The sequence below is a fragment of the Paenibacillus prosopidis genome (assembly GCF_003337375.1).
In the GTDB taxonomy this organism is placed as follows: domain Bacteria; phylum Bacillota; class Bacilli; order Paenibacillales; family Paenibacillaceae; genus Pristimantibacillus; species Pristimantibacillus prosopidis.
The window spans coordinates 272,357-286,114 of sequence record NZ_QPJD01000008.1 but is presented as its reverse complement, the minus strand read 5'-3'; the positions used below and the strand labels follow the sequence as shown (position 1 = coordinate 286,114).

Here is a 13,758-nt window from a genome sequence, read left to right as displayed (position 1 = left end):
ATTTACCTGATATAGAATTCATGCTAGGGATTCGGGCTTAACGCACCGCACGATGAGCTGTTGGGCGCTCACGATTTCTCCGAACAGCTCATAGCCTACACATACCGGTTTCATCTAGCCCGGAGCGAATGGCTTGGACTACCCGGCCCATTTTCTAAATGACGGATTCGAATAGCAGGAATCGTAATATTGACGGAAGTGCCGATACCTCTTCTGCTCACGATCGAGACACCGTACTCCGCACCGTAATGTAGACGTATCCTTCCGTCTACATTGCGTATACCGTAGCCGACATTCAAGCTTTCCGCCGGATCAGTCAGCTGGCGGAGCGTTTCGGGATGAAAGCCAATACCGTCATCTATGATTTGGAAGGTGATAAGCTCCCCCTCCAGCTTTCCGGTAATCCGGATATTGATTCGATCCCCGTACCACGCATGCTCAAGCGCATTTTCAATAAATGGCTGCAAAATGAGCTTCACGGTCGTAAACCGGACAACGTCAGGATCAACATCAAACAGCACATTCATCCCGTCTCCGAACTTCGTCTTCTGGATGTTAATATAGGCGCCTATTTGCTCAAGCTCATTTTTAACCGGAATGACGGTTCGTCCCTCATTGAGCGATAGCCTGTAAAATTTCGCTAAATCGAGCACCATACGCTGCAGCTTGTCTATTTCGCCGAATTTAGCTAAGCGGCTAATCGAGGAAAGCGTATTATATAGAAAATGAGGGTTAATTTGCGCTTGAAGGGATTCGAGCTCCGCTTCCTTCTTCTTGATGTTCGTCATATAAACTTCTTGTATTAATTCATCGATATTTTGCCCCATCTCATTCAGCGCAACCGATATACGAGTAAATTCATCCTTACCCTTAAAATGAATACTTTTTTGAAAATTACCCTCTTGAAAGGAATCGAGCACCCGAACGATTTTCGATACTTTTCTTGAGAAGAAACGGGAAATGAACAGTCCGGCAAATGAAAAGACAATAAAGCAAGCCAGGCAGATCAAAATCGTCCATAATTGAACCTTCTCCGTCGCCTTCTTCATGATGTCTGCAGGAACGAGCGCTACCAACCGCCAATTCAGCTGCGGAACAGCCTCTTCGATAACCCAATAATCGGCCAGCCATTCTTCACTAAACGTCTCACCGGGCTTATATTCGGTATCTCCGGAGGCAAACATAATTTTACGATTTTCGTCCATCGCAAATATTTTCGTTCCTTTGCCGATTTTCTCGGAATCAACGCTTTCGAGCAAATCAGTCAGCCGCAGACTAATGCGGACAAAACCGATTTCTTCAAGCAAAATCGGATCATTCGTATCGACCAGCCGTCTTAGAAGCGATATATGACCGAATTTCTCGTCACCCTCCACCTGCTTCCACTGCATCGTAACGTTATATTGCTCGGCCGGATAATTCAAATACCAAGGTTTATCGGCAATTCGTTTAATATGGTACAAATCGAATAAAGGACCCTCTGCATTCAGAGGATCGTTATCATGGTAATTATGATAAATTTCCGGCAGCGTTTCATTATGAAGGTAGACAGCAAGCCGCATTTTATTGTTCGCAGCCTCAATTGTCGTCTGAATCTTCGGAAGCAGCTGCTTCGTCGTCGCTTCGTAGCTGACCCAGCCCTCCTCATAATGGCGCAAATAGGAGGAGAGATTGTTGTCTAAGTAAAGCATGCTTGAAATTCGCGACATATCTTCCAACTTATAATTGATGTTATCCTTCATTTGCACCAGTGTACCTTGATTGATTTCCTTCGTACGCTCTTGAATCGAGTTCGTAAAGATCGTATTAGCCGTGTAGCCTGCAAGAAGCACCGGGATAATAATAAATAAGCTGTAAGTAAGCATCAGTTTAATGCCAAACGGTATATAACGATGTTCTTTCTTGTTCCCGTTTTTGTTTATATCCATGTTCATGCGCGTCTGTATTCGAGCGGCGTCATACCGTACGTTTCCTTAAACTGCCTGCTGAAATAAGGCAGATGTCGATACCCGACCCGATCAGCGATTTCATATATTTTCATATTTGTCGTTTTGAGCAGCTCGCATGATTTTTCCATTCGCAGCGAAATAAAATACTCACTGAAGTTTTTGCCGGTCTCCTCTTTGAAAATAACGCCAAGATAGTTTGGCGACAAGGAAAATTGCTCGGCCAAATCGCGCAGCGTAATATTCTCATGCGTGCGTTCTTTCATATACTCGACCATTTGACGTATCAGCTTCCAATTTTTTTTATGTTTATTTGCTTGCAGCGTCTCGGAAATTTCATAAACACGGCGCCGCAGCCAGTAGTGAATATCCGTAATGGTTTCGAACTGCATTATAATATCATAATTGTTCAATTCCATTCCAAGCAGGTGGAATACATTTTCGTTTGATTTGTGCAAGTAATTATCAAGCTTCATTAAGATGTACAAGGCAAAATTCCGCAGCGTAAATTTGGACTTCAGGCTTTTGGCCACTTGAAACAAGTCGTCTAACTCATCGTGAATCCGGACTAGCTCATAGTTGGACATCGCCACAAACAACGCCTCAAGTCGTGCGTCCAAATGCTTGACGTCCTCCTTCTCCGCCGTTCTAACCTCGCCATAGCCAATAACCTTGCCTTTGCCGTAAAACATTTTTAAATCCAGTGCTTCTACCGCTTGCCGGTAAGAGACCGTTAACTCAGATAGGGCATTGCAGCGTTCTCCGACGCCAGCCGTTATTGAAAATGGAAGATTCTTTTTCACCTGATCGAAAATTTGGTCAAGCACGGGATTGTTGTCGATATTTTCTAATAGCAATGCCGCACGAGTTTTACTAATTTTACATATATGTTCAACACCTAGCCTGGAGCAAATCGAAACGACGCCTTGCATTTCATCTTTTTCGCTGCGGTTCTCTTCAGCTTGCTTCCAAGATAAACCGTCTATTTCGATAACAGCTGCGCAGCCCGGCCAAACGAATCGGCTCATCTGATATTCCTGCTTCAGAACGTCGATTGTCGATTCGGCGCCCGGCCCTTCAAGCAGCTGCAGCAAATATTCATTTTTGACGATCGGAACCATCTGCCAATAAGCATCCTGCCTAAGCCGCTCCTGATCCAAATCCTCGCGAACCTTGGTTAATGAATCTATGAGCTCCTGGTCATCCATCGGCTTCAGCACATAATTGACCGCATTTAGCGAGAGGGCTTGCTTCGCATAACTAAAATCCTGATAGCCGCTGACGAAAATAATTTTTATATCCTTCCACATTTCCATCGCCCGCTTCGCGAGCTCCAATCCTGACATATTGGGCATCCGTACGTCGGTAACGAGGATGTCGATCTTCTCTAACTCTAGTACTTTACAGGCATCAAAGCCGTTCATCACACCATCAACGACCTCCATGCCAAGGTCTTGCCAGGGAATGAATGTGCGCATGCCGTCCAAATCTAGTTTTTCATCGTCTGCCAGCAGTACCTTGTACATGATTCCTCCCCCTCAAAGGTTTGCGAATGGAAACCTTACTTCGTAAGCATCAGCTAAGGTTTGCCCAGCAAACCTGCTTCGAAAGCATTAACTTATCCGTATATACAAAAACTCGGGTATACTAAATAGTTTAGTATACCCGCCGTTATATAATAAAGCTTCAATTTGCTATTGCTGCATTTTGGCAAGATTTTCTTGCCATTTCTTCGTTTTGAACGCAAGAAGCTTATCGTAGCCTGCCTCGACTGCATCCTTCTGCGCTTGGTCAAGAATCGCAAGGACTTCCTCATCGCTCTTCGCGAACAAGGCTTTCGCTCTCATCTCGACGTACAGATCCTCTATACGTTGTCGTATAATACCTTCTTCCGTTTCCGGTTGCGGATCAATATTGATGAATTCAGTTGCATTGGACTGCGTTTTCCACGTAATTTCACGCTGGTAACGGGTCGCCCAGTTTTGCTGCTCTACTGGCAGTTTTGATTCGAACTCCGCTTTTGTTGTATCAATGAAAACGGTGTTTCCAACCCAGTTCAGGTTTGTTGTAATCGCTTGAAGCTTGGCCATTTCGCCGGCTTCGGATGTATATTTCTCCGTGAATTTTGGCGTTTCGCCGTCTGCTTCAACCCCGTCCCAATAGATGCCTGGAGGACCCCACATGAGCGCGCTTTGCCCTTCAGGACCAGTCAGCCAATCATAGAATGCAAAGATGGCTTCCGGGTTTTTGGCAGCTTTCGTAATAACCGTTACGTTCCAGCCAAGCATGCCGTACGTGCCCGGGAAAATCTTGTTTTTATCAAGACCTTCTTTGTGAATTGGCCAAATCATGAAATAGCCGGCTTCCGGGTCGTTCTTAACGAGCTCAGCGTGAGCTTGCATGGCAATTTCAGTCGGACTTGCGGATGCGAATACCGCAACGCGGCCTGTCATCACTTTTTCCGTAATCTGATCGATGGTTTGTGTCAAGGCATCCTGCGTAATCAGCTTCTCGCGAAACAGCTTGGACGTGTACTGCATAGCTTCCCGGTACTCAGGATCCAGGAAAATCGAAGTTAATTGGTCGCCGTTTGGAACAGCGCGCATACCGGGAAATTTTTGATCGTTTTCTTTGAAAGCGGAATACAAAACGTCAATGCCTTGTCCGTCTTTGGCCAAATGCGGTTCATAAGGAACAACATTCGGATATTTCTCTTTTACAAGCTTCAAGTAATTGTACAGGTCGTCTGTCGTTTCCAGCTTAGGCGAGCCGAGCTCCGCGTAAATTTTCTTGTTTACAACATAACCGGCGTTACCATTCGGCTGCTTCGTATACCAATTCGGAAATTGATACAGCTTGCCGTCTTCGGAACGAAGCATGTTAATGCCTTCCTCGCCGAGCCATTTTTTCAAGTTCGGATATTTATCGAGATAATCGTCGAACGGTACAAGCAAATCAGCGCTGCGCAATTTCTCTACATCTGAACGCTCAAGCCAGATGGCATCAGGCAGATCGCCTGTCGCGATCATTGTGTTCAGCTTCTGGGGGGCCGCGCCTCCTGAATGAATCGGCTTTACGTTAACCTTCTTTGTATCCCTGATCCATGTGCTTGTAATGTCGCCTCCCCATTCAGGCATCGTATACCAATCGTAATGACCGTAAAGGGTGAAATCAAGCTGCTCCTTGCCAAGTTCATAAACGGATGCAGGCTTGTTGCCGTTGTTTGACTCAGCATTGCCGTTAGCAGTCTCGCCGCTGCCGGAATTACCAGAGTTGCCGGAGTTACCGCCATTGCTGCTGCAGCCTGCCATTAATGAAACGGCCATGAATGCGGACACGACTGGGACGAGCAGTTTCCTTTTAAACTTCATTGTCTAAAATCCCCTTTCAAGGTCTTTTTTTATATGTTCAAAGCTATCGCTCTAAACTACTTTACTTATAGATGACCAATTACTCTTTCAAAGATCCTATCAGAACGCCCTTTACGAAATACTTTTGAACGAATGGATATACCATAATGATAGGAATGGTCGCAACCATCATGGTCGCCATCGAAAGCGATTTGCTCGTAACCGTTCTCATTTTGGCAAGCTGGCCCTGAGCCGCGGAATCGAGCTGCGACATTTGATCGGACACGATGTTTGAATTCAAAATTTGCTTCAGCATCGTTTGTATAGGAAGCAGATTTTCATTGGATATGTAGATGCTTGGTCCAAACCAATCATTCCAGTGATATACGGCAGTGAAGAGCGATAATGTTGCTATTACGGGACCGGATAACGGAATGACGATTCGGAAAAAGATACCCCAGTTGCCGCTTCCATCGATTTTCGCTGATTCCTCGAGTCCTGCAGGCAGACCTTGGAAGAAGGTGCGGAATATGATCATATTCCAAACGCTGATTAGAGAAGGAATAATAAATACCCAGAAGCTATTCATCAGGCCAAGCTCACGGATGAGCAAGAAGGAAGGAATGAGCCCGCCGCTGAAATACATCGTAATGATGCATAGAATCATGTAAAATTTGCGGCCCATCAATTCTCTCTTAGAGATGCCATATGCGAATATAGCTGTGAACAAAATCGATGCCGCCGTTCCGATAACCGTACGCCCAACGGAGATGAAGAACGCATTCAGGAGCCGCGCATCATTAAACACGATCCCGTAATTCTCCAACGTCCATACACGCGGCCAGAACGTTACGCCACCCATCGATGTATCCATCCCGCTGTTGAATGATATAACAAGTGCGTTCCAGAACGGATAAAAGGTCATAAACGCGAGTAGCGATAGCAAAATATAAATCGTTACCGTCATTACGCGGTCTCCAAAGCTGAGCCTAATCACTGCACCATCCGCCTTTCCGGACAAAATGTATAATCTACCACAAGCTGCTGCCGGCTCTGCGGGCAATATAATTGGCCATCGTCAAAAGTCCGACGCTGATTACCGCTTTGAATAATCCGACCGCAGTGGCGTATGAGTAACGCGAATTTTGTATGCCCACTCGATACACATAGGTATCTATAACATCCGAAACGTCCCTGAGCACCGGATTGACGGCAAGCAGGAGAATGTCCTCGAAGCCTGCGTTCAGCAGATTTCCTATCGCAAGAATCATAAAAATGATGACGACAGGCATAATGGAAGGCAGCGTGATCAGAAAGATTTGTTTAAACCTGCTCGCCCCGTCCATCGATGCTGCCTCGTACATACTCGGATCGATGCCGGCAATTGCGGCTAAGTATACAATCGAACCGAAGCCGATTTCCTTCCAAACGCCGGTCGACACCAGGATGGACCAGAACAATTCCGGAAGAGACAGGAAGTTAATTGGTTCATCGATGACATTCATCTTTTCCATCAAAATGTTAATGCTGCCGTTATCGGTAGAGAGCATCGACATTACTAGCCCGGCTACGATAACCCATGACATAAAGTGAGGCAAATAGCTGACGGTTTGTACGAGCCGCTTAAACATCATGTTCTTCACTTCATTGAGCATTAATGCAAGCAGGATCGGTGCCGGAAAGCCTATAAAAAATTTCAACAGGCTGATGACTGCCGTGTTTCGCATAACTTCCAAAAACTCCGGAGAGCCAAAGAACATATTGAAATGCTTCAATCCAACCCATGGACTCGCCATAAAACCTTTGAAGATGCTGTAATCCTGAAAAGCCATCAGTACGCCGTACATCGGAATGTAGCTAAAAATGATAATGAGTATTAAGGCAGGCAATACCATCAATTGGATGTCGATTTGCTTAACGAATCGAATGAACATCGCCATTCCAGTCCCCCTTGCTGCTGTCGTTCTACTTGTATTTTATCGTGACGACTATAGCACTACTAGCTACCTGAACAACGAAAAATGATACTTTTCAATCATTATGCGTTGAATAATATCATAATTAATAAAGGGGTCATCTCAAAAGTTAGTAGGTTCACTTGAGAAACAGCTCGCTTTGACTAAAACCACTAAACAGAAATAGGACGGAGCAAGCAGCTAAAACTGCTCCGTCCTATTTCTTTTTTTGACTATTGCTGCTTTCTTGAGCAAAAAAACCTCTATTTTGCGGACATTGGATCCGCTATTTGTATGAAAAAGGCTTAAAAGCGAGTCGTGCGGACATTGGATGCGCTATATGCCTTATCTTCGACGTAGCCTTGGCTGCTCTTTTTAATTACCATTAATGGCTGCGTCTGCCGTAGCTTGCAGCAAACCGCTTCATCCTGTCATATGCGCGGCGATCAAGCCGCTTCAGGGGACCAAACTGCGGACGGTTCGAGTTAACCTCGAGCACCCACAGCTGCTGCTCAACATCGTAAGCAAAATCGATGCCCATTTCGTGCATTCCCGATTGCTTCTCGCTCAGCAGCCGGCTAATTTTGAGAGCGGTAAGCGTCAACGTCTGTATCCGTAATTGGGTCTGCGATGCAGACAGACCCTGCAGCTTGCCTAGCTGGTTCATCGTATATATAGTGCCGCCTTGGTGATAGTTCGTTACTATTTTGTCAGCTGCGCCCACTTTTACGAGAAACCCGGTGACGGTCCAGATGCCTCCCTTTTTCCGCTGAACCATGGCTCGAATATCATAGGGACGTCCGTTCACCCTGTCCAATTCGACGCCTCTTTGAATAATCAGCTTGGCTGAGCTCGCGGTATTTATTCGATCATAAACAGCTGTCAGCGTCTCATACTGATTCGTCATTTGCTTTTTCTTTACGATCTCGTACAGCTCAAATCCTTCAGTCAAGCACTTTAGCTTAAAAATGCCGATCCCATGCGAGCCGATATCGGGCTTCACGTAAAGCGTCGAGTACCTTCCTATCATTTCCTCTAATTGAGCTAGACTAAAGGAAACGGTTTGCGGAATATGCTGCTCTAGCTCCACGCTGGCTGATAAGTAATCGCACACGATAAGCTTTCCCCGTATTCTTCTGCTGTTATATCCTTTTCTATACAATACTCTCACCTCGTTATACTTTATGAAATGAGAGATATATGTACTTGTACGGACGTGTATAGACGCTAAAAATACCAACTGGATGGAACATTTTGCTTTATTTGTACGTTTCTATTAAAATGAGGAGGAATTTTATGTATTTGTCGTATATTTATAGTAGAGAAAGGTGTGCAGGTTTTGTTTAAGCTGAATCATATATCTTATCGAGTTAGGATATCTCTTATCGTCATCATCTTGCTCGTTTTCGCGATCAGTACGGCATCTGTCCTTTATCATGGGGACCACTTTTTGCTAGGCTCCTATGAAAAATTAAATAACGATGATGTCAAATACGTAAACAGCGCCAAAATTTTATTGAATAAGCATACGCTTGCTTATAATAGCGGAGAAGCACCTTCGGCGTTTATTATGCCGGGAATGCCCTTGATTTTATCCGGATTCATGCTTATTTTCGGACAAGACAACGATGCGGTAATTGCGTTCCGTGTTCTACAGGCAGCCCTGCAAGCTTTGTCTATTTATCTCATATTTGTTATAGCAAATCACTTGTTTAATTGTAGAGCAGCTATTATTGCCTGTATTGCCTCGGCACTATATTTGCCTGATTACTTTTCGTCGGGTGTCATTTTATCGGAAACTCTATTTAGGACTATTTTTATACTGCTGATCTGTTTCTGCATCCTTGCTTTGAAGAGCAATCAAACAAAACATTATGTAATTGCAGCCGTTCTAGTAGGGTTAGCCTGCTATTTCAAACCGCATGCCATCCTTTTTCCGATCGTGCTATTCATTTTGTGGTTAGTGAACAGGGTATCTTGGAAAACAATTATCAAGCATACCACCGTTATTTCCGTCACTTTAATTTTGCTACTATGTCCATGGTGGATTCGTAATTACGCAACGTTCGATGAGTTCATTCCATTTACCAAATCCGCAGGGAATCCGATGCTGCTTGGGGCGCTCATCCATAATGCAGCTCCGCCGCAAGCCTTTTTTGATGCGCATCCGGAATACACTGGCGGCAGAGACAGCCTTTTCACAGGCTCAGATGCGGATATGGCAGAGACAACCAAGAAGATTGTGCAATTCGGATTCAAAGAGCAGCCTTTACAATACTTACAGTGGTACACCATCGAAAAACTAAAAGGATTATATTTGGGACCATATTATTGGAAAACAGTATTTGGCATTCCAGGGTCATTGGTAACGGTCTATCATATCCTATTTGTAGCGATTGGCGGGGCCGGGTTGCTTCTAATGCTCATTCAAGCCATTAGACAAAGGAAACAGCAATACCTGTTATTGCTGCTGACCTTCGCCTACTTTACCGTTATTTATGTACCTTTTGTCGCATTTTCAAGATACGGCTACCCTAATGTATTCATTATTTTCCTATGTGCCGCTTATGTGGTTGATCGAGCGTTGGACATCCAAACCTTTAAAGGCTTCTACCAAACCTTCAAAGGCTTCAACCGAACCTTCAAAGGCTTCAACCAAACCTTCAAAGGCTTCAACCAAACCTTCAAAGGCGTTTCGAACCCTCCCAAACCCTCCCTTCCAAGGGAGGGCCCCGAGGCGCTGCGCCCTCTGGACACCCGCGCGGGGACGAACGTTAGAGCTAAAGAGACGCTTGGCGGGGACGTTTGAGTAGGAGCGCTTTCGTCCCTAGCGGGACACGCTTAACCGATGAGTCAGTAATGGTTACTTAAGTAGTCAGAGATGGGTTACCTAAGTTTCTACTGTAGTTTGTGCAGCAGAATAGACTTTGGACGTCTGGATTCTAACTTGCATTGCAGTTTTTATAACAGAACACTTCTTTCGATGATTGATGTGAGGTTTCTGCTGTAAAAAGTGCAACAGGCGCAACTAGTGATGAGCTAGGTGCGCCTGTTGGCTTGTTATTGTCTGATTAAATCATAAGCAATCGATTTATGGCCTGGGCCGCTTCGGCACGGGTCATATACACATCCGGTGCAAACCTGTTCTGTTCGCGTCCTTGGATCAATCCAAGCTTATGTGCTGATTGAATTGATGATATTGCCCATTCGTCTATTTTATCTGCGTCTACAAATGGTACTGCTTCCCCTGGTGCCGCAGTAGCACCCGTTTTAATCGAGTAGGCCTTCATCAGCATAATCGCCATTTCTTGGCGCGTGATCGGTGCTTTCGGATCAAACAGAGATGCGCTGCGGCCCTTGACGATACCTGCCCCGTACGCTGCGGAAACCTCATCCGCATACCATGCTCCGGCTGGCACATCGTTAAATATATTTTCCGTTTGACCTTTTAGCTTTAGAGCTCTTACAAGCAAAGCAGCAAACTCCGCACGACTTATGGAATTTCTAGGCTCAAAGGTAGCAGCTGTCGTTCCTTGAACGATTTGTTTACCTGCAAGCTGGGCGATGATATCATGTGCCCAATATCCCGCTGCCACATCGTCATACTGCTTCGTTACTTCCAAGACTGCATACAAACTGAAGTGCTCGATTTGTGCCACTAATTCACCGTTAATCCACTTGCCGCCTACATATTCTAGTCTTCCATCATCTGCGATATAGTAAATACCTGCATTTTGTGAATTGATCGTTGAATCCGGTTTTAATCGAATGGTGATCGACTTGCTGAACTGCGAAAGAACCGTTTCGTTTCCTGCTTCATTCTTGATCGATAGTTTAAAATCGTAAACCTGGCCAGCCACCTTAACTTGTGTATTCCCTCGGTTCTCACCGCTCTGCGAAAGTATTTCCTTCGTTTTGGCTTCTTCCAGAGGCAATAACTTAAGCGTAATCGTGCTTTTTTCCACGTTAGGCAGCTTACTTTGAAGTTCTTTAAACAACTCGGAAGGTATTTCAATAGAGAGGTTGCCCGTATCAAACTTCAGCGGCTCATTTTTCAGTTGGTCATAGATACCGGAAGGCAGAATGACTTCAGAAGTATTTGCAGGAAGCTCAACCGTTCTGATCCCATCCTCGGTTTTACTGATTTGATCAGGTGTAACGATGACACCACCACTCTCATTGGTGCTGCCCGAATTTGAACTGTTACCCGTATCGGTAGGCGCTTTAGCTACTTGTACGAGTTCAATATCGTCGAAGTATCCCCAAATATCTTTTGGCGCCTCGACATCAAAGCCTATGGTTAACTGGCCGTCGTTCACTTGAATATTTTCGATGGCATATTGCTTCCAAACGTTATAACCCGTATTAACCATATCCTTACTAAGGGTTGTTCCTCCCGTGTTCTCTGCGAACAGCTTCAGCCTTGTGTCGCCCCCGCCGCCGGATGACCATGCTTTGAGCACGTACGTCCCAGCCTCCAAGCCGGTAATCGTCTGCTTTAATTGATAGGCATACGGCGATCCATACCAGTAGTTGAACGCATGGCTTCCAGAATGAGAGTTGCCCGTACTTTCATGTATCTTCCCAGCAGCGGTTGTCCCTGTTACGGTCCAATCCGTCAAATCCCCGTTTTCGAAGCCTGGATTTTTCACCATATTAGGGTTTGCCAGCACGGTAATCTCAATCGTCGCCTTCTGGCTCAGACCGACGACGGTACCATTTACCGTAAATGTCCCGGGTGTGTTCAACTGCTCCTCGGTAATGTTGTCCCAAACCACGTTTGTCTGAAAAATGGAACCTTCATTATACAGCACGTTAGCTTTGCTCGGCATTGTAGGCGTTCCGCCTTTGGCAATTGTAATACCAGGTAACGCATATACCAAAATCGGAGATAACTCCGGGATGCTGCCAGGTGTGAACTTGAACGCATCGAGCGAGTTCAGCGCATTTCCTTCAAAATCGAACATCGCCTGATTTTCCCACCCGTTGCCTTCTCCAACTTTCCAGCCGACACCGGGAAGCCAGGCCGGTTCCCAGTAAAACACACCCAGACCTTTACCGCCCTCAACATGGGCTACCGTATTCATTACGGTTTCTGTTACAAGCTTTTGATTTTCCGGCGTTGCCGTAAAGCCGGTAATTCTCACCTGATCCGCTCCGGCGATGTTTCCTTGCTGGTCGCCGTTATCCAGCGTGAACGGATAGGCCGTTTCAGCGACGACGATTTGCTTCCCGTAACGGGCAGCCATGTCGTCCATATTTGTCTTCAGCTGTTGGAACGTTCCGTGCCAATATGGATAATAAGACATGCCGATCACATCATAATCCACATCATGATTTTCTACTTCGTCGAAGAAGCTCTGGAACTTACGATTATCTCCACCCTCTGCCAAATGGATCACAATTTTCGTAGTGTGATTGACCGGAGTCGTATCACGAACCGCTTTAACGCCTTCCTTCAGCAGCTCTGCTAACTGTACGAAATTGCTAACGGAACCTTCGGGATGCATCATGCCGTTGTTAATTTCATTTCCGATCTGTACCATATCCGGATAGGCGCTAACCGCTTTTAATTCATTCATAACCTCTTTCGTATAGTCATAAACCGCTTGCTTCAAGTCAGTGAATGCCAGATCTTCCCAAGCCTTCGGTTTGACCTGCTTACCGGGATCGGCCCAGAAATCGGAGTAATGGAAATCGACGAGCAGCTTCATTCCTGCAGCCTTAACCCGCTCTGCCAGGGCAATTAAATGCGCCTTATCATTAAACCCTTCCGCTTCAACGGGATTGTTCCATACCCGTAATCGCACATAATTGACGCCATGGTCTTTCAGTATCGTGAGCAGATCCTTCTCTACACCTCCGTCATAATACTTGATTCCCTTTGCTTCTATCGCCTGAAGCGTCGATATGTCTACCCCTTTAATAAACTCCTCTGGCTCTGACGGTTCTTCGTTTGATGAAACTTTCACAAGTTCAAAATCGTCGAAGTATCCCCACACATCACCAGGAGCCTCAACATCAAAGCCAATCGTAACATGGCCGCCCGTTACCTCAATGTCTGTAACAGAGTACTGTATCCATTTGTTCCAGCCTGTATTAACGGCATCGGTGCTCCGCGTTTCTCCGTCGAAACCTTCTACAAACAGCTTAAGCTTGGTATCGCCTCCGCCGCCGGATGCCCATGCCTTCAGCTCATAGGTGCCGTTTTCCAACCCGGTAATCGTCTGCTTTAATTTAAACGCATACGGCGTTTTAAACCAATAGTTGATTGCATGACTTCCAGAGTGGGCATCTGCCTCTACATTTTTGATTACTACAGCATTCTCAGTTCCTGAGACCGACCAATTAGTTAGATTCCCGCTCTCAAAGCCAGAATTTTTAATTAGATTTGGATTTACCACAGCAGCCGAAGCCTCCTCGTATACACCCGCGGCAAACATCGTTGTAAGCGCTATCGAAAATACCATTAAGGTTATCATCCATTTACGAGCCAAAACGATCATG

General features: G+C 45.5%; 8 protein-coding genes. 1 reads left to right on the top strand and 7 read right to left on the bottom strand.

Annotated features, from left to right (window positions below):
* Nucleotides 1-110: 110 nt before the first annotated feature.
* The 6 genes from DFP97_RS14840 to DFP97_RS14815 form a co-directional block, all read right to left on the bottom strand.
* A complete protein-coding gene (locus tag DFP97_RS14840; protein WP_114381022.1) occupies nucleotides 111-1,928 on the bottom strand; it encodes a sensor histidine kinase in 1,818 nt (605 codons plus the stop codon).
* A gap of 2 nt (nucleotides 1,929-1,930) precedes the next feature.
* Nucleotides 1,931-3,472: a response regulator gene (locus DFP97_RS14835; RefSeq protein ID WP_114380958.1), complete on the bottom strand. Its 1,542-nt coding sequence runs from the start codon at nucleotides 3,470-3,472 to the stop codon at nucleotides 1,931-1,933.
* A gap of 168 nt (nucleotides 3,473-3,640) precedes the next feature.
* On the bottom strand, nucleotides 3,641-5,317 hold the full coding sequence (locus DFP97_RS14830; RefSeq protein WP_114380957.1) for an extracellular solute-binding protein: 1,677 nt from the start codon (nucleotides 5,315-5,317) through the stop codon (nucleotides 3,641-3,643).
* A 79-nt stretch (nucleotides 5,318-5,396) separates the two neighbouring features.
* A complete protein-coding gene (locus tag DFP97_RS14825) occupies nucleotides 5,397-6,293 on the bottom strand; it encodes a carbohydrate ABC transporter permease (RefSeq protein WP_114380956.1) in 897 nt (298 codons plus the stop codon).
* Nucleotides 6,294-6,327: 34 nt separating this feature from the next.
* Nucleotides 6,328-7,236, bottom strand: a complete 909-nt coding sequence (locus DFP97_RS14820; RefSeq protein ID WP_114380955.1) for an ABC transporter permease — start codon at nucleotides 7,234-7,236, stop codon at nucleotides 6,328-6,330.
* A gap of 400 nt (nucleotides 7,237-7,636) precedes the next feature.
* Nucleotides 7,637-8,413, bottom strand: coding sequence for a YheC/YheD family protein (locus DFP97_RS14815; protein ID WP_114380954.1), 777 nt, complete (start codon nucleotides 8,411-8,413; stop codon nucleotides 7,637-7,639).
* Between the two features lie 177 nt (nucleotides 8,414-8,590).
* On the opposite strand from DFP97_RS14815, the gene DFP97_RS14810 reads away from it, so the two are divergent.
* Nucleotides 8,591-10,060, top strand: a complete 1,470-nt coding sequence (locus tag DFP97_RS14810; RefSeq protein ID WP_114380953.1) for a glycosyltransferase family 39 protein — start codon at nucleotides 8,591-8,593, stop codon at nucleotides 10,058-10,060.
* 262 nt (nucleotides 10,061-10,322) lie between these two features.
* Here the strand turns inward: DFP97_RS14810 and DFP97_RS14805 are convergent, their stop codons facing one another.
* Nucleotides 10,323-13,757 carry a glycosyl hydrolase 53 family protein gene (locus tag DFP97_RS14805; RefSeq protein WP_181873531.1) on the bottom strand — a complete coding sequence of 1,145 codons (3,435 nt, stop codon included), beginning with the start codon at nucleotides 13,755-13,757 and terminating at the stop codon, nucleotides 10,323-10,325.
* Nucleotide 13,758: the final 1 nt, after the last annotated feature.